The sequence below is a fragment of the Chitinophaga sp. 05T412 genome (assembly GCF_056396465.1).
This window is the reverse complement of the sequence record NZ_JBFTLN010000002.1, coordinates 267,795-285,115: the sequence shown is the minus strand read 5'-3', so window position 1 is coordinate 285,115 and position 17,321 is coordinate 267,795. Positions and strand designations below refer to the sequence as shown.

The following is a 17,321-nucleotide window of genomic DNA, read 5'->3' as shown; positions in this document are numbered from 1 at the left end:
ATTTCGTGTTTCATATTTAATAATAACTTGTGCAGATGTTTATTCATACCGATGATATAACCGCATATATACCGCAGCGTACACCTATTGTAATGATTAGTGGTATCCTGGAAGTCAATGGCCCGCTAACCCGCACTGGTCTTCATATTGCACCAGATAATATTTTTGTGGAAAATGGCGTGCTCACCGCTCCCGGCCTGATGGAAAACATCGCGCAAACCGCTGCCGCCCGAATTGGCTATATCGCCAAACAGGAAAACAGCCCTGTTCCCCTGGGATTTATTGGCGCCGTGAAAGACCTGGAAATCCTGGAACTCCCGCCAGCAGGACAAATGATTGAAACCACCACCGAAATAGGCGGTGAAGTATTTAATGCTACCATGGTAACTGGTAAAGTGATGTTTGAAGGACGTATCATGGCGCAATGCGAAATGAAAATCTTTATCAATCCCATAATATAAATTAACATGAACTGTAGAAAATTTATCGCCCTTCCCCTGATGGTTTTAAGCATGTTCGCAACGGAAGCCCATGCGCAGAAATTGAAGAACTTTCTGGAAAACAAAGATTCGTCCTTCACATGGCTGGGGGTAGACTTTACCCAGGCCAAACTCATTGGAGATGCAGCCGCAAAAACGGATGCCATTGTAGATCATGAGCTCACCGCCCTTAACCAGGTCATTGTGAACGAACAAAAAAAGTATGATGTACCCGGCGCATTTCATCGTGATAAATATAACACCAGCATTACTCTGGTAAATAAGCACAATGATGGAATTAACAAGGACAATATTAAGTCAGATGAATCAGCTGACTTTGAACGCCTGAAGCCAGAAGACATTACGAAAGTGGTAAAATCGTACGATTTTTCCGGAAAACACGGTATTGGCGCAATGATAGTGATGGAAGCGATGAGCAAAACCACTAAAAGTGCGGCTATGTGGGTAACCCTAATAGACCTGGACCGCAAAAGTGTATTGATGACAGAACGTTATATTGGTAAAGGTCAAAGATGGAGTTTCGCCTGGCGTAACTATTGGCTGGCTACCATCAAAGACGTACTCGATGACGTAAACGACGATTACAGCAAGCTGAAATCCAAATATGCGGATACTAAAGACGCAGAAGAAGAAAAACCAGCAGAAGTGAAAAAAGAAGCTAAAACCGGCGTAGCTACTAAAGAAACGAAGAAATCAGGTAAGAAGAAAGGATAATTATGACACTCACTACATGCACCAACATACTGATCAGATTTAATGAGGCAGATCCGCTGGGAATAGTATGGCACGGGCATTATGTGCAGTATTTCGAAGACGGTAGAGAAGCTTTTGGCGAAAAATACGGATTAAGGTACCTGGATATTTTTGAACAAGGGTACACCGTGCCGGTTGTGAACATACAGTGCGACTATAAACGCTCCCTGCGCTACGGCGACAGAGTAGTAGTAGAAACCAGGTATGTGGATGACATGGCCGCCAAAATAAAATTTGAGTATATTCTTACCAATCCGGCAACGGGTGAAGTAGTGGCAAAAGGTTCTTCAGTACAGGTATTCCTGGATAAAGAAACATCTACGCTGCAACTGATCACCCCTGCTTTTTTCACAGACTGGAAAAAAGCTAACGGACTGGTATCATGAAGGGTAATATGCAACAGGTATATGTAGTAGCGGATAATATTGTGGGGCCTTTAGGCAGTACTACCCGGGAAAATTTTGACCAGGTGTTACAAGGCAACAGTGGCATAAGACTGCACGATGATGCAGCTTATGCCGCTGCTGCGTTTTATGGCGCTATGATGGCTCCTGGCCAGCTGGATACTTATACCACTTCGTATAACGTAACCGGATACACGACATTCGAGAAATTGCTGGTAGCATCCATACAGGATGCTCTGCAACAAACCGGTGTTACTTTAACGGATAGTCGTACCGGCTTGCTGGTATCTACTACCAAAGGGAATATCGCCTTGCTGGAACAACAGCCGGCAGGAGCGCCATTACCACTGGCTGATATGCAGTTGTATACGACTGCCGCCAAGGTAGCCGCTCATTTTAAGGCCGCCAACCAGCCCATGGTGATCAGCAGCGCTTGTATCTCCGGACTGGTGGCCATTTTAACAGGTAAACGACTCATCGAATCCGGACGTTACGACCATGTGGTAGTCACCGGTGCAGATGTACTCACCCGCTTTGTATTATCCGGGTTTCAGTCGTTCCAGGCAGTAAGTCCCCAACCCTGCAAACCCTTCGATGCCAACCGCAGCGGGGTTACACTGGGCGAAGGTGCTGCCACGGTTATCCTCAGCAGGAACCATCACAACGCTGCATTTTCATTAGGTGCCGGCGCTATCAGCAACGATGCTAATCATATTTCAGGACCTTCCCGTACCGGCGAAGAACTGGCCGCAGTGATGCAGCTGGCGGTTAAAGGAAGCGGGTTGACCAACGCTGATATCGGATTTGTATCCGCCCACGGTACAGCCACCCTGTATAATGATGAAATGGAAGCAAAAGCATTGCATCATGCCGGTTTACAACAGGTGCCGGTGAATAGCCTCAAAGGATACTACGGTCACACCCTGGGTGCGGCCGGACTCATTGAAGCGATCATCAGCATGCAGGCCATGAAAGCCGGCGTTGTATTGCCCACAAAAGGATATGAAAACTCCGGTGTAAGTATGCCGGTCAATGTGAATAACACCCTGCTGCATACCCCATCTGCACACTTCCTGAAAACAGTATCAGGTTTTGGTGGATGTAATGCAGCCATGGTCTTTAATCTTAACAGCTAAACAAGTTATTGTCGTGTTCAATAAAGAAACTAAAACAGCACTGGAAGCAAAAGAAGCAGCATTACGTCTGGCATTTGCCCCTGTTGCTTTCCAGGCTACCAGAGCATTGCGTGATATGGGTATTTTAACTGCGGTGAGCAACAGCCGCTCTGCAGGTATCACCATTGAGGAAATCATCGAGCAAACCAAGATGTCGCGTTATGCAGTAAGAGTATTGCTGGAAGCAGGTTTAGGAATGGAACTGGTGATCGTAAATGATAAACGGTATACCCTCACCAAAACTGGCTACTTTATTTTACACGATCAGCTCACCCGCATTAACATGGACTTCTCCCAGGATATCTGCTACAAAGGCATGAATCACCTGCAGGAAAGTCTGAGAGATGGAAAGCCCGCCGGTTTGCGTGAACTCGGCCCCTGGGATACCATCTATCCTGGTTTGTCATTGCTGCCACCTGAAGTAGGTAAAAGCTGGTTCGACTTCGACCACTACTACTCTGACCTGGCTACCCCTGAAGCATTGAATATTGTTTTTGAAAAGAAACCCAAACGTCTGCTCGATATTGGTGGTAACACCGGTAAATGGGCACTGGCCTGCACCGCCAAAGATCCGGATGTAGAAGTAACCATCTTCGATTTACCAGGTCAGGCGGGTTTGGCACAACAAAAAATGAAAGATGCCGGTGTTGAAAACCGCGTACATTTTCATATCGCCAACATCCTGCATGAAGAATTGCCTTTCCCACAAGGCTTTGATGCCATCTGGATGAGCCAGTTCCTGGATTGTTTCTCTGAAGCAGAAATTGTATCTATCCTGAAACGTTGCCGCGAAGCGCTCAACGAAGATGGCATTGTATATATCCTGGAACCATTCTGGAACCGCCAGCAATTTAAATCTGCCGCCTTCTGCCTGCAGCAGACATCCCTGTATTTTACCGCGATGGCCAACGGCAACAGCCAGATGTATCATACCGACGATTTCTTCCAATGTGTTGAAGACGCCGGATTACAGATCATCGAGGAAAATGATCAGATGGGTATGAACTATACGTTGCTGAAATGTAAAAAGAAGTAAAAGCTTTTAATCATATAATCTACAACTCCCAAAAAAATCGATCTTTTATGAAAACTGAGCAAGTTGATGTATTGGTAATAGGGGCAGGTCCGGCAGGAACAGTAGCTGCTTCTATTATTCATCAGGCAGGATACAAAGTTAAAGTGGTGGAAAAGCAAAAATTTCCCCGTTTTGTAATCGGTGAAAGCTTATTACCCCGTAGCATGGATGCATTGCAGGAGGCGGGTTTCATTGATGCCATCAAAGCAAAAGGTTTTCAGCAGAAGTTCGGTGCCAAGTTTGTGAAAGACAGCGCGGTGTGTGATTTCACCTTTGAGGAGCAATTTACCCCGGGATGGACCTGGACCTGGCAGGTAACTCGTGCAGATTTTGATAAAACACTGGCTGATACCGTGGAAAGCATGGGCGTTCCCGTAGCATACGAAACAACGGTAACGGACATACGCTTTAACGGATCAGATTCCATCACCACCGTAGAAGACAAAGACGGCCATCAATCTCAGATTGAAGCCCGGTTTATAGTAGACGGCAGCGGTTATGGCAGGGTTATTCCCAAATTGTTTAACCTGGAAAAAAACTCTAACCTGCAGCCCCGTAAAGCCCTGTTTGCCCACACGGTAGATGTACGGCGCTCTATGGCGGATGAACCTAACCGTATCACCGCAGTAGTACATAAAAAAGGAGTGTGGATCTGGATCATTCCTTTTGCTACAGGGGTTACTTCCCTGGGTTTTGTGGGAGATCCGGAATTTTTTGAACAATATCCCGGTACCGACGAAGAAAAATATCGCGCCTTGCTGGAAGCAGAACCCTATACCAGGGAGCGTTTCCGCGATGTGGAACTGGTATTTGAACCCCGCATATTACAGTCCTGGTCTGCCACCACCGATAAATTTTATGGAGATGGATTTGTGCTGACCGGCAACGTAACAGAATTTCTGGACCCGATTTTCTCTTCTGGCGTAACTTTGGCCTGTGTGTCTGCACAAACCKCTGCCAAACTGGTGATCAAAAAACTGAAAGGGGAAGCAGTCGACTGGGAGAAAGAATACATGGAACCTACCATGCAAGGCGTAAACACTTTCCGCTCTTATGTAATGGCCTGGTACGAAGGAACCCTGGATACCATTTTCTTTAAGAAAGATGCAGACCCGGTGATCAAAGGACAAATTTGCTCGGTATTGGCTGGTTATGTGTGGGATATGAGCAATCCGTTTGTGAAAAATCATGACACTGCGTTGAAGCGTTTGGCCAGAACAATAGAATTAACAGAAAAATTAAAAAGTAATTCACCCATTGAATAGTGAGTCGGCATACATTACAGGTAGTTGTATCATCCGCCATCATCAGGTATTCCTGAATGGCGAATGTATATGGGAAGCAGGGCAGGAGCTGGAGTTACCGGATTTTCTGCGGGCGGGATACGACCGTTTTTCCGGTCAGTATCCTAAATTTCATAAAATGGATGCCCTCAGCAAATTAGGTTGGCTGGCCGCGGAAGTATTATTGAAAGATACCGCGATAAAGCAATTGTCGCCAGAACAGGTAGGCATGGTATTATCTAACCGCAGCAGCAGTCTGGATACAGATTTGCGCTATTACGCCACGGTGAAAGATTTTGCCAGCCCGGCGCTTTTCGTGTATACGCTGCCTAATATTGTAATGGGAGAAATAGCGATACGGCACGGTTTTAAAGGAGAGAATACTTTTTTTGTATCAGATACCTTTGATACCGCACTGATGAGCACCTATCCGGCGCAATTGCTGGCTACTACACCTTTACGGGCTTGCATTTGTGGTTGGGTAGAAGTAATGGAACAACAATACGAGGTAGCATTATTCCTCGTGGAAAATACACCGCATGACAAAGCGCAGCCCTTAACAGCAGCTGCTTTGCAGGCGTTTTATCAACAGAAAATCAGTTAATAACTTTAATCAAATTACAGTGGAAAAGTTGATGGCGGATCTGAAAGCGCAGATCATTGAACAATTGAACTTGCAGGAAGTGACCCCGGAAAGCATCGGCAACGATCAGGTGCTGTTCTCTAAAGACGGCCTCGGGCTGGATTCTATCGATGCGCTGGAATTGATTGTATTACTGCAACAGCATTATAATATCCGCATTGCCAATCCGGAAGAAGGACCAAAAATCTTCCAGTCTGTTCGCACCATGGCAGAATACATTACTGCACAGCAAACCGTAAAGGCATGAGTGAAAAGGTGTGGATAGCAGGTGGTGGGGTGATCAGCGGTATAGGCCTGGATCTGAAGGCCTGTTTGCAGTCGTTCCGGGATATGAAGCCTGGAATGGCAGCCATGCAATACCTCTCGTCTGTACATCGCGGTACCTTTCCTGTGGCGGAAGTGAAGGCAGATAATGCCACACTGGCCAACATGGCACGTATGCCTGAACATATCAGTCGCACTGCGCTGCTGAGCATGATTGCCGCCCGTGAGGCGTGGCAGTCCAGCGGATTGGGCGATATCTCGCATTATCGTGTGGGATTTATTTCCGGTAACACTGTTGGGGGAATGGATAAAACGGAAGATTTCTTCCCGGAATTCCTCGCGAACCCAGGCGGTGGCCGTCTGCACCAGGTAGCGCACCACGAATGCGGCAGCATTACCGAGCTGGTAGCCGATATGCTGGGCATCCGGCATCATGTGTCTACCATCAGCACGGCCTGTTCTTCCGGTGCTAACGCACTGATGTATGGCTCCCGTCTCATCCGCAATAATAAGGTGGATGTGGTGATTGCCGGTGGAACAGATGCACTCACCCGTTTTACACTGAATGGATTTAATACACTGATGATCCTGGATCAGCAGCCTTGCCGCCCTTTCGATGATACCCGTACCGGGTTGAACCTCGGAGAAGGTGCCGGCTATGTGGTGCTGGTATCCGATAGCCTGGCTGCCCAGTTGCAGCCATGGTGCCGTTTGAGTGGCTTTGCCAACGCCAACGATGCATACCATCAAACCGCTTCCTCCCCGGATGGCACCGGGAACTACCTGGCCATGAAGGGAGCATTGGATATGAGTGGATTGCAGCCGCAACAAATTGGTTACATCAATTTACATGGCACCGGCACACAAAACAATGATGTGTCTGAAGGGATTGCCATTAACAGGCTTTTTGCGCCGCATTTTCCGGCCATGAGCTCCACTAAATCGTTCACCGGCCATACGCTGGGCGCCAGCGGTGGAATAGAAGCTGTATTCTCTGCCCTCGCGGTAAAAGAAGGCATCATTTATCCCAACGCACGCTTTGAACACCAAATGAAAGAATTACCCTTTGCACCGGCTACCAGTTATTCCACTGGACACAACCTGCAACATGTAATGTCTAATTCCTTTGGTTTTGGAGGCAACTGCTCCAGTTTGATTTTTTCGAGAGCATAATACTAACAGCTAACCGCTAAAAGCTAATAGCTACATGAATATCTACATAAATGGCACCGGTTGTATATCTCCGCAGGAAACTGCGCAGGGAGGCCCTTTGCTGGCTACTCCCCGGGAATACGAACAGGTTCGCCTGTCTACCGTAGATCCGGATTATAAACAATGGATTGATGTGAAGCAGATCCGCCGCATGAGTCGTGTGGTGAAAATGGGCGTAGGTGCTGCTAATCTGAGCCTGGAAGCTGCCGGCATTACTACTCCTGATGCGATCATCACCGGCACCGCCTATGGCTGCCTCGATGATACCGGCGTGTTTTTAACGAAGATGGTGAACCAGCAGGAAGAAATGCTGACGCCTACCGCATTTATACAGAGTACCCACAACACCGTAGCCGGACAAATAGCCCTGCTGCTGAGTTGCAATGGGTATAACAATACCTTCGTGCATCGCGGCTTTTCATTTGAAAACGCCTTGCAGGATGCTATCATGATTTTGATGGAGGGCTCCGCCAAACATATCCTGGTCGGCGGGGTAGATGAAATTACCAATTATAGCCATCCTTTGTTGTCGCGCTTTGGTTTGTATAAAAAAGCGCCGGTGAAAACAATGGAAGTGCTCAACAGTCCCAGCACCGGTACTATTGCCGGCGAAGGCGCTGCTTTTTTTACACTGGGCGTCAACAAAGATCCTGGCACAGTAGCAGAACTCACGGGTGTAAGCACGCTGTACAAGCCACTTTGGGAAGGAGAGGTGATTGGCCATATCATGAAATTCCTGGAGGAACATAATTGTACCCCCGCAGATATTGACCTGATTGTTACCGGCAGAAACGGAGATATAGATCAGGATGAAATTTATGAAGAAGTAGCTGCAGCGCTATTCCCGGACCATGCAGAAGCCTGTTTCAAACACCTCTGTGGTGAATACCCCACCGCCGCCGGTTTTGGCGTATGGATGGCCAACGGCATCATAGCAGAACAACACCTACCCGAAGCCGCTGAATTTTACGGAAAGGCGCCGGAAAAAATAAAGAAAGTATTAGTGTATAACCATCATCTGGGAACACACCACTCCCTGGTATTGCTCACGGCATGTTAAATAATAAAGTAGTAAATATCGCCGCTATCTTTAGTCTCCTGGTACTCGTGTTCCTGGACAAGTACCTGGCGTTGTCCATTCCCTTCTGGGCGTATGGATTACCACTGCTTATTTTTCTGCCACCTACTATTCACGGCGCTATCAACATAGAAGCCGGATTTTTTATGAAGGTGTTGTGCAAGGCAGATACCATCGAGAAGGTAGTGGCGCTTTCTTTTGATGATGGCCCTGATGCTACCTACACCCCGCAAATACTCGATATTCTGCAGCAACAGGAAGTGCCTGCTGCGTTTTTTTGTATTGGCAAAAATATCAGTGGTAATGAGCGCTTACTGAAACGCATATACGCAGATGGACATGTCATCGGTAATCATACTTACTCCCATGATTTTTGGTTTGATATGAAACTATCGGGCAATATGCTCACGGATATGCAACAGATGGATGCGGTAACGGTACACGCTACCGGCCTTACTCCGCGGCTGTTTCGCCCACCATATGGGGTTACCAATCCGAACCTGGCAAGGGCGGTAAAAGCAGGTAATTATCTGCCGGTAGGCTGGAATATCCGCTCCCTGGACACCGTGGCCAAAGATGAAACAGCACTGCTGAACCGTATACTGGAACAGCTTACCCCCGGCGCTGTTATTTTATTACATGATACCTGTAAGATAACGGCCGATATATTACCACAACTCATCTACGGTATCCGTCAACAGGGATATCAATTGGAACGAATCGATAAAATGTTAAAAGTGCGTGCATATGTGTAAATGGATATTAATTTTTATGTGTGCGGTGATCAGCCTGCAAACACAGGCTCAAACCGGTTTTAAGCCTGTGGCAGATATCACGCCGCTGAAACAGCAGTTTGCAAAAGCGGCGCAAAACACACAAAGCATCCAATGCGATTTTGTACAGGAAAAAAACCTGAGTATGCTGTCGGATAAAATAGTGTCCAAAGGCAAATTCTGGTTTAAGAAAGATAATAAAGTAAGAATGGAATACCTCCAGCCTTCTTACTACTTGCTGGTCATCAACGGAAAAGATATCCGCATAAAAGATGCACAGAAGGAAAATAAAGTGTCGGGCAAAAGCAATAAGCTGTTTGAGCAGATCAATAAAATTACAGTCGATTGCGTACGCGGCACCGTACTGGACAACGCCGACTTCACCACCAAAGCCACCGAAAACGCCCAGTACTACCGTTTGGAGCTGGAGCCGGTGAATAAAGTGATGAAGGAATACTTTAAGTCGATTGTGCTGTTGGTAGATAAACAGGATTATTCCGTATCGAAAATTACGATGGCAGAATCTTCCGGTGATGATACCACCATCAGCTTTTTACATAAACAATTGAACACAAACATCCCGGATGCGGTATTTTCTGCTAAGTAGCCTGTTAGGCCTCGCCCTGTTTACAAACGGATGCAGGTCGGTGTACAAGGGATTAAAACCGGTAACGGGCGACGTGAATTGTATCCGTCAGTTCAGTCCGCAGTTTAATGCGACCCTTTACAGCACACAGGTAGACATTTTAAAGCATCACCTGAGCGGACTCCTGTTCTTCAAGCAAATGCCGGACAGCAGTACCCGCGTGGTGTTTGCCAACGAAATGGGATTTAAGTTCTTTGATTTTGAATTTGATAAACAGGGCAATTTTACCAAGCATTTTCTGCTGGCCAAAATGGACAAGAAAGCAGTAGTGAAAACACTGAAGCAGGATTTTGCGCTGGTACTGTTGCATCCCGATTTACACGCGGCGCATGTGGCAGCGGATAACCGTTACCGTTATGTGGTAGTGCCCACTGAAAAAGGGAACAACTATTACATGACTGATACGGCCTGTACCCAGCTGGTACGCATAGAGAAATCCTCTAAACGTAAGCCCGCAGTAACCGTGTGGATGCAGCATTACAACAATGGTATACCGGATACGATTCTTATCCGTCACGAGCATTTCAAATTCAATATCTCTTTACAGAAAGTCGAGAAATAACATACAAATCAATATAATCACAGCACATGTTAGCAGGTAATTTTTATACAGTAACCACACACAACGAAGAACCCGGACAGGTAACCGTTACCATTGAACTGAATGCGGCCCATCCTGTTTTTCAGGGACACTTCCCTGAGCAGCCGGTAGTACCTGGTGTATGTATGATGCAAACCATCACGGAAGTGCTGGAAGGTGCCGTGAAGCAAAAGGTGATGCTGAAGAAAGCAATACAGATGAAATTTTTGCAGATGATAGATCCTACCAAACAGCCATTGGTAGACGTTACTGTTAGCTACAAAGCAGAAGAAACCGGTTGGAAAGTGAACGCTACCTTAAAGCGGGAAGACAAAACATTTATGAAGTTCCAGGGTATATTTAACTAAGTGACCACACAGCCTACACATAACGCACACTTTGAACGTCACCGCGCAGCGGTGTTAATCCCTACGTACAACAATGCCGGCACACTCGGTACCGTATTAAAGGACGCCCTCACCTACACCGACCATGTCATTGTAGTAAACGATGGCGCTACCGATGAAACGCTCGCTGTGCTGGAACAGTTTCCTTCCCTGCAATTAGTATCGTATAGCCCTAACCGTGGTAAAGGTATTGCCCTTCGCCGTGGATTTGCCTATGCCATGCAGCAGGGATATGATTACGTGATCACCATGGACGCAGACGGGCAGCACTTTGCCACCGATCTGCCCAACATGCTGCAACAGATTGATGAGCGCCCTGGTGCACTCATCATTGGCGCCCGTAACCTGCACCAGGAAAATATGCCAGGGAAAAGTACTTCCGCCAATAAAGTATCTAACTTCTGGTTCAACGTAACTACCGGCCTGAAAGGACCCGATACACAATCCGGGTATCGCCTGTATCCCCTGCGCCGCATGGGCAACATGCATTATTTCTGTACTAAATACGAATTTGAAATAGAAGTGCTGGTGCGCAGCGCCTGGAAAGGGATTACGGTCGACTGGACGCCGGTGAAAGTATATTATCCGCCACCAGAAGAAAGGGTATCGCATTTCCGCCCGGTACGGGATGTAACGCGTATCACCATTTTGAATACCTTCCTGGTACTCACTACTTTCCTTTATATCAAGCCCCGCGATTTTATTCGCTTTCTGTTGAAGAAAGAGAACTGGAAGAAGATGTGGAAAGAAGAAGTACTGAGAGCAGATGAATCTAACATGCGCAAGGCCATTGCTATTGGTTTTGGCGTGTTTATGGCTATTATTCCTATCTGGGGCTTTCAGCTGCTGGTAGCGATATTGGTATCTATCAAACTAAAATTAAATAAGGCGCTGGTGTTGCTTTCCGCACATATCAGTACGCCGCCACTCACGCCGTTTGTGCTCTTCGCCAGCTTTCTGGCAGGTAAAGTATGGATAGGACAAACTGCCGGTGATCTCATATTTAAAGATGGTTTTAATTTTGATACTATCAAGGAAAATATGCTGCAGTATGTGTTGGGGGCTATCACCCTGGCAATAGTAGCCGGAATAGTAGTGTGGGCCGTGAGTTGGGGAATGTTGTCAATATTTAGAAAAGAGAAAAAAAATGGGTAGCTTTTTTGTAGCGATATATAACTTTTTTGAAAAGCATAAAGGCTGGCTGTGGACTTGTACCATTGCCAGCTTTCTGCTGGTAGGGTATTTCGCCGCACAAATAAAGCTGGAGGAAGATATCACCAAAATTTTGCCACAGGATAAGAAACTGGACAAGCTGCAACAGGTGTTCCAGGATTCGCGTTTTGCGGACAAACTCATTGTTACCATCTCCCAAAAAGATACTACAAAAGAAGCACAGCCAGATAGTTTAACGGCCTATGCTGCTGACCTGGCCTCCACTGCCGGCGCCCAACTGACGCCTTATATCCGCAGCATTCAATCGCAGGCAGAAGATTCCATGGTCATGGGTTTGATGCAGGTGATACAACAACATTTACCCATCTTCCTGGAAGAAAAGGACTACACGAAAGTAGATAGCCTGCTGGAAACCGCCCAGCTGCAAAAGTCTTTACAGTACGATTATAACACCCTGATATCACCCGCAGGACTGGTATTGAAGAAGATGATACAAGCCGATCCTGTTGGTATTTCGTGGATAGGCGTAAAGAAATTACAGCACCTGCAATACGATGATCAGTTTGAATTGTACGATAACTATGTGATCACCAAGGATCACAAGCATGTGTTGATTTTCATCACCCCCGCTAACCCGCCGGGTGCCACAAAAATCAATGCGCAATTCCTGCAGGGACTGGATAAACTGAAAGACAGCATCGACCAGCATTATCCCGGTGTAACTGCTTCTTATTTTGGAGGTACTGCCGTATCTGTGGGTAATGCCACGCAGTTGCGACAGGATACTTTCCTGACACAAGGCATCACCGTTGTGTTGCTCATTGTATTGATTGCCCTGTTTTTCCGGAAAAAACGTTCCCCCGTACTGGTGATGTTGCCAGTAGTATTCGGCGGACTTTTTTCACTGGCATGGATATACGTACTGAAAGGACATATCTCTGTCATGGCCATGGGAGCAGGAGCAGTGGTATTGGGCATTGCGGTAAATTACTCCCTGCATGTGTTTAACCACTTCCGCCATTCGCAGGATATCCGTGAGGTGATTGATGATCTGGGGATGCCTATGACACTCGGTAGTTTTACTACTGTGGGCGGTTTCCTCTGCCTGCAGTTTGTACATTCTCCTATGCTCAAAGACGTAGGCTTGTTTGCTGCATTCAGCCTGATAGGCGCTGCTTTATTTTCCCTGATCTTTTTACCGCATTGGATTGTTATTGGACACAAACCACATAAGGTACACACCCATAAAGAAAACTGGCTCGACAAATTATCGGACTACAAACCTGAGAAAAATAAGTACCTGGTAGGCGCCATTTTTATCCTCACCATCGTATTCTTTTATACCGCCGGCAACGTATCCTTCGAAAGCGATATGATGCGGATGAACTATATGACGCCGCAGCTGAAGACTGCAGAAGCCCAGCTCAATGCAGTCAATTCTTATATTGCTCAATCTGTGTACGTGGTATCTGACGGGCAAGATCTGGAAGGCGCGCTGGAAAGAGGGGAGCAACTAATGCCTGTAATAGCAGATCTGCAGGCAAAGGGCATCGTGAAAAAATATGCCGGCGTACAGGCGTTACTGTTATCTAATAAAGAGCAGCAGATACGAATTGACCGCTGGAATAAATATTGGACAGCAGAGAAAAAGCAGCAACTGCTGCAATACCTGCGTAAAGAAGGAACCGGGCTAGGTTTCAGCAATGCCGCCTTTAATCCTTTTGAGGGTATGCTGAATACTGCTTACCAGCCATTATCACCCGATGCGCTGAAAGTATTGCGCAGCGGAAATCTCGGTGATTTTATCATTCAGAAAAATAAAGCTACTTCGCTGGTCACCCTGTTGAAGGTTGATCCGGCGCATAAACAGGCTGTGTACAACGCATTGGAAAATTTACCCGGTACTACGGTGTTGGATAAACAATATGCGGCGAACCGATTAGTGGAAGTGATTAAAGATGAATTCAACAGCATTGCCTGGATGACCTCCCTGCTGGTGTTTGCGGCGCTGTTGCTGTCTTACGGCCGTATTGAACTGGCGTTGATCACCTTTATCCCGATGGCTATCAGCTGGATTTGGATACTGGGAATCATGGGGCTGTTTGGAATTAAATTCAACATCGTAAACATTATCCTTTCCACCTTTATTTTTGGTTTGGGAGATGACTACAGCATATTTATGATGGACGGGCTGTTGCAGGAATACAAAACCGGCAAGAAAACCCTTTCTTCTTTCAAATCGTCGATATTCCTGTCGGCCATCACTACCATGCTGGGACTGGGCGTACTGATTTTTGCACAGCATCCTTCGCTGAAATCTATCGCCTTGATATCTATTATTGGTATAGGTACGGTAGTGCTGATTTCGCAGGTATTGATTCCATTCCTCTTTAACTGGTTAATCACCAATCGTGTGCGCAAAAGCTATGCGCCATGGACGTTTAAAGGCTGGACACTCTCCGTATTTTCGTTTATCTACTTTACTACAGGCTGTTTGTTATTAACAGTAATCGGCACCGTGCTGATCCGCCTGAATCCATTTAACAAGGAAAAAGGAAAGGTATTATATCATCGCATTCTTTCTGCCTACACCCATAGTGTATTGTATATTATGAAGAATGTGAAGAAGCGCATTATTAATCCAACAAACGAAAACCTGGCAAAGCCAGCGGTGATTATCAGCAATCATCAGTCGTTCCTGGATATCCTCGTTTCTACCATGCTGCATCCGAAAGTGATTTTACTCACTAACCAATGGGTGTGGCGTTCGCCGGTATTCGGCGCCGTAGTGCGATTGGCCGATTATTATCCGGTGGCAGATGGGGCAGAAGGAGCTATTGAAAAATTGCGGGAACGTGTGAAAGAAGGCTATTCTATTGTGATATATCCGGAAGGTACCCGCTCTCCGGACCCTGCTATCAAGCGTTTTCATAAGGGCGCTTTTTATATTGCAGAACAACTCGGCCTGGATATATTACCCATGGTTATTCACGGTACCGCCTATACGATGAGTAAAGGCGATTTTCTGTTGAAAGATGGAACAGTAACGGTGAAGTATCTGCCACGTATTGCTCCCACTGATGCTGTTTGGGGCGATAACTACAGCGCACGTACGAAATCTATCAGCCGCTACTTTAAGCAACAGTACGAGTTGTTACGTGCAGAAATAGAAGTGCCTAAATATTTCCAGGAGCAGCTAAAGTATAACTTCATTTACAAAGGCCCGGTACTGGAATGGTATATGCGCATCAAAACACGCATGGAAGGCAGTTATGAGTTATTCCATCAGCTGTTGCCCAAAGAAGGACGTATACTGGACATCGGCTGTGGATACGGCTTTATGGACTATATGCTCACCTGGACAGCGCCAGGCAGACAGATTACCGGCATTGACTATGATGAAGATAAAATAGCCACCGCCAGCTACTGCTATAATAAGCCGGAACAGCTCCAATTTATACATGGTGATATTGCAGATACACCTTTTGAATTATATGATGCGTTTATCTTAAGCGATATGCTGCATTATTTATCACCGGAAGAACAGGAAACGCTGCTGCAGCAATGTATTAGCAAACTGACGCCTGAAGGAGTGATTGTAATACGTGACGGAGATAGTGACCTCTCCAAGAGGCACGATGGGACTAAGTTTACAGAGTTTATGTCAACTAAGGTAATTGGGTTTAATAAAACGAAGAATAAGCAATTGTCGTTTTTCTCAGCTGCACATGTGCGTAGTCTGGTTAACAAATATGGTGCAGTAGCGGAGGAAATAGACAATACCCGATACACCTCCAATGTAATATTTGTTATCAAAAAACTCCCCCAGAAAAACTATGCGCAACTATGATGTCATCATTATAGGCAGCGGCCTTGGAGGCCTGGTATGTGGCGCTATCCTCAGCCGTAACGGGTATCGTGTAGGCATATACGAAAAGAACCGGCAAACCGGCGGTTGTTTGCAAACTTATTCACGGGAGAAAGTCATCTTCGATTCGGGAGTGCATTATATTGGAGGCCTGGCCCCCGGAGAAAATTTATATAAAGTATTTCAATACCTCGGCATCTACGATAAGCTCCGGCTGAAACGCATGGATATGAACGGTTTCGATCATATCAGTTTCGCTGGCGATGATAAAGTATATCGTTTGGCACAGGGAGAGGAGAATTTTATCCAAACCCTGTTGGAAGATTTTCCGGAAGAAGAAGTGGCATTGCGCGCTTATTGTGATAAGATCACGGAGGTTTGCAGCAAGTTTCCGCTATATAACCTGCGTACCGGCGACTATGAAGAAAAACGCAGCGTACTGAACCTCAATACCGCCGATTATCTGCGTAGCATTACAGCCAACGAAAAGCTGCAACAGGTACTGGCTGGCAATAACCTGTTATATGCTGGTGTGGAGGCTAAAACGCCTTTCTACGTACATGCGTTGGTGGTAAACAGCTACATGAAAAGTTCCTGGAAATGTGTGGATGGCGGCTCACAAATCGGTAAACTGCTGTGCCGGCAAATCCGCGATAATGGCGGCGACATTATCCGCAATATGGCGGTCACCGCTATTCAGGGAGTGGGCGACCGGGTAGATCATATTGTGTTACAGGATGGTTCTACCGCACAGGCTACTCATTACATTTCCAACCTGCATCCTGCGCAAACAATGGCTATTACTCACAGTGATGCACTGCGCAGCGCCTACCGCAACCGGATGCAAACCCTGGAAAACTCCGTAGGAGCTTTTGTGTTGAATGTAGTGCTAAAGCCGGGCACCTTCAAATACCTGAACTACAATCATTACTATCATGCTACCGATAATGCCTGGGCGGGTATCGACTATCAAACCGATGCCTGGCCGCAAACATACGCCATGTACGTATCTGCCAGTTCCCGGCATGAAACATATGCGGATTGTCTGTCGGTAATGACATATATGCGTTACGAAGAAATGGCCCCGTGGCAGGATACCTTCAACACCGTATTAACACCGGGTAGCCGTGGCGCCGACTATGAGGCCTTCAAAAACCTCAAAGCCAATCAACTGATAGATTGTGTGGAGAAGCAGTTCCCGGGATTCCGCCACTGTGTGCAGTCTTACTACGTGGCCACCCCATTGTCTTACCGGGATTACATCGGTACCAGCGATGGCAGCATGTACGGCATTGCAAAAGATTGTACAGATCCGCTACGGACCATGGTTTCGGCCCGTACCAAGCTATCCAATTTGTATCTTACCGGTCAAAACCTGAACTTGCACGGAATTTTAGGGGTAACTATCAGCAGCGTCATCACCTCGGCAGAATTGCTGGGGATGGATTTCCTGGTAGATGAAATTAATCAGTCAATACATTCATAAA

At 46.5% G+C, this 17,321-nt stretch carries 17 protein-coding genes; all 17 read left to right on the top strand.

Translation table 11 applies throughout. The features are described from left to right. The first annotated feature begins 35 nt into the window (after positions 1-35). The 17 genes from AC1DFM_RS04705 to AC1DFM_RS04625 are packed head-to-tail and all read left to right on the top strand — an operon-like array spanning position 36 to position 17,320. Positions 36-461 carry a hotdog family protein gene (locus AC1DFM_RS04705; protein ID WP_477075572.1) on the top strand — a complete coding sequence of 142 codons (426 nt, stop codon included), beginning with the start codon at positions 36-38 and terminating at the stop codon, positions 459-461. 6 nt (positions 462-467) lie between these two features. Further along, positions 468-1,214, top strand: coding sequence for a hypothetical protein (locus tag AC1DFM_RS04700; RefSeq protein WP_477075571.1), 747 nt, complete (start codon positions 468-470; stop codon positions 1,212-1,214). 2 nt (positions 1,215-1,216) lie between these two features. Continuing rightward, positions 1,217-1,639, top strand: a complete 423-nt coding sequence (locus AC1DFM_RS04695) for an acyl-CoA thioesterase (protein WP_477075570.1) — start codon at positions 1,217-1,219, stop codon at positions 1,637-1,639. Beyond that, positions 1,636-2,793, top strand: coding sequence for a beta-ketoacyl synthase N-terminal-like domain-containing protein (locus tag AC1DFM_RS04690; protein ID WP_477075569.1), 1,158 nt, complete (start codon positions 1,636-1,638; stop codon positions 2,791-2,793). Before AC1DFM_RS04695 ends, AC1DFM_RS04690 begins: the two co-directional genes overlap by 4 nt. Before the next feature lie 13 nt (positions 2,794-2,806). After that, positions 2,807-3,868: an SAM-dependent methyltransferase gene (locus AC1DFM_RS04685; protein ID WP_477075568.1), complete on the top strand. Its 1,062-nt coding sequence runs from the start codon at positions 2,807-2,809 to the stop codon at positions 3,866-3,868. 47 nt (positions 3,869-3,915) lie between these two features. After that, positions 3,916-5,172, top strand: a complete 1,257-nt coding sequence (locus AC1DFM_RS04680; protein ID WP_477075567.1) for an NAD(P)/FAD-dependent oxidoreductase — start codon at positions 3,916-3,918, stop codon at positions 5,170-5,172. Further along, positions 5,165-5,794: a beta-ketoacyl synthase N-terminal-like domain-containing protein gene (locus AC1DFM_RS04675; RefSeq protein ID WP_477075566.1), complete on the top strand. Its 630-nt coding sequence runs from the start codon at positions 5,165-5,167 to the stop codon at positions 5,792-5,794. The genes AC1DFM_RS04680 and AC1DFM_RS04675 overlap by 8 nt, the downstream gene beginning before the upstream one ends. A 19-nt stretch (positions 5,795-5,813) precedes the next feature. Further along, positions 5,814-6,080 (top strand): phosphopantetheine-binding protein, encoded by a 267-nt coding sequence (locus tag AC1DFM_RS04670; RefSeq protein ID WP_477075565.1) that lies wholly within the window; start codon positions 5,814-5,816, stop codon positions 6,078-6,080. After that, positions 6,077-7,270 carry a beta-ketoacyl-[acyl-carrier-protein] synthase family protein gene (locus tag AC1DFM_RS04665; protein ID WP_477075564.1) on the top strand — a complete coding sequence of 398 codons (1,194 nt, stop codon included), beginning with the start codon at positions 6,077-6,079 and terminating at the stop codon, positions 7,268-7,270. Before AC1DFM_RS04670 ends, AC1DFM_RS04665 begins: the two co-directional genes overlap by 4 nt. Positions 7,271-7,304: 34 nt before the next feature. After that, complete coding sequence (locus AC1DFM_RS04660) at positions 7,305-8,369, top strand: beta-ketoacyl synthase N-terminal-like domain-containing protein (RefSeq protein ID WP_477075563.1); 1,065 nt, start codon at positions 7,305-7,307, stop codon at positions 8,367-8,369. Further along, on the top strand, positions 8,363-9,142 hold the full coding sequence (locus AC1DFM_RS04655) for a polysaccharide deacetylase family protein (protein ID WP_477075562.1): 780 nt from the start codon (positions 8,363-8,365) through the stop codon (positions 9,140-9,142). The genes AC1DFM_RS04660 and AC1DFM_RS04655 overlap by 7 nt, the downstream gene beginning before the upstream one ends. Beyond that, positions 9,135-9,767: a flexirubin biosynthesis/transport protein LolA2 gene (gene lolA2, locus AC1DFM_RS04650; RefSeq protein ID WP_477075561.1), complete on the top strand. Its 633-nt coding sequence runs from the start codon at positions 9,135-9,137 to the stop codon at positions 9,765-9,767. The genes AC1DFM_RS04655 and lolA2 overlap by 8 nt, the downstream gene beginning before the upstream one ends. Continuing rightward, complete coding sequence (gene lolB2, locus AC1DFM_RS04645; RefSeq protein WP_477075560.1) at positions 9,745-10,368, top strand: flexirubin biosynthesis protein LolB2; 624 nt, start codon at positions 9,745-9,747, stop codon at positions 10,366-10,368. The genes lolA2 and lolB2 overlap by 23 nt, the downstream gene beginning before the upstream one ends. Positions 10,369-10,394: 26 nt before the next feature. Then, the gene (locus AC1DFM_RS04640) at positions 10,395-10,754 is read left to right on the top strand and encodes an ApeI family dehydratase (protein WP_477075559.1); all 360 of its coding nucleotides are present in this window, start codon (positions 10,395-10,397) and stop codon (positions 10,752-10,754) included. Beyond that, complete coding sequence (locus AC1DFM_RS04635) at positions 10,755-11,948, top strand: DUF2062 domain-containing protein (protein ID WP_477075558.1); 1,194 nt, start codon at positions 10,755-10,757, stop codon at positions 11,946-11,948. Further along, on the top strand, positions 11,941-15,816 hold the full coding sequence (locus tag AC1DFM_RS04630) for a 1-acyl-sn-glycerol-3-phosphate acyltransferase (RefSeq protein WP_477075557.1): 3,876 nt from the start codon (positions 11,941-11,943) through the stop codon (positions 15,814-15,816). The genes AC1DFM_RS04635 and AC1DFM_RS04630 overlap by 8 nt, the downstream gene beginning before the upstream one ends. Next, positions 15,803-17,320 carry a phytoene desaturase family protein gene (locus AC1DFM_RS04625; protein ID WP_477075556.1) on the top strand — a complete coding sequence of 506 codons (1,518 nt, stop codon included), beginning with the start codon at positions 15,803-15,805 and terminating at the stop codon, positions 17,318-17,320. The genes AC1DFM_RS04630 and AC1DFM_RS04625 overlap by 14 nt, the downstream gene beginning before the upstream one ends. Position 17,321 lies beyond the last annotated feature (1 nt).

Bases quoted from the DNA above. Each gene is read 5' to 3' on its own strand.
- AC1DFM_RS04705 (WP_477075572.1), top strand. From the start codon at position 36: ATGTTTATTCATACCGATGATATAACCGCATATATACCGCAGCGTACA.
- AC1DFM_RS04700 (WP_477075571.1), top strand. From the start codon at position 468: ATGAACTGTAGAAAATTTATCGCCCTTCCCCTGATGGTTTTAAGCATG.
- AC1DFM_RS04695 (WP_477075570.1), top strand. From the start codon at position 1,217: ATGACACTCACTACATGCACCAACATACTGATCAGATTTAATGAGGCA.
- AC1DFM_RS04690 (WP_477075569.1), top strand. From the start codon at position 1,636: ATGAAGGGTAATATGCAACAGGTATATGTAGTAGCGGATAATATTGTG.
- AC1DFM_RS04665 (WP_477075564.1), top strand. From the start codon at position 6,077: ATGAGTGAAAAGGTGTGGATAGCAGGTGGTGGGGTGATCAGCGGTATA.
- AC1DFM_RS04660 (WP_477075563.1), top strand. From the start codon at position 7,305: ATGAATATCTACATAAATGGCACCGGTTGTATATCTCCGCAGGAAACT.
- AC1DFM_RS04655 (WP_477075562.1), top strand. From the start codon at position 8,363: ATGTTAAATAATAAAGTAGTAAATATCGCCGCTATCTTTAGTCTCCTG.
- lolA2 (WP_477075561.1), top strand. From the start codon at position 9,135: ATGTGTAAATGGATATTAATTTTTATGTGTGCGGTGATCAGCCTGCAA.
- lolB2 (WP_477075560.1), top strand. From the start codon at position 9,745: ATGCGGTATTTTCTGCTAAGTAGCCTGTTAGGCCTCGCCCTGTTTACA.
- AC1DFM_RS04640 (WP_477075559.1), top strand. From the start codon at position 10,395: ATGTTAGCAGGTAATTTTTATACAGTAACCACACACAACGAAGAACCC.
- AC1DFM_RS04630 (WP_477075557.1), top strand. From the start codon at position 11,941: ATGGGTAGCTTTTTTGTAGCGATATATAACTTTTTTGAAAAGCATAAA.
- AC1DFM_RS04625 (WP_477075556.1), top strand. From the start codon at position 15,803: ATGCGCAACTATGATGTCATCATTATAGGCAGCGGCCTTGGAGGCCTG.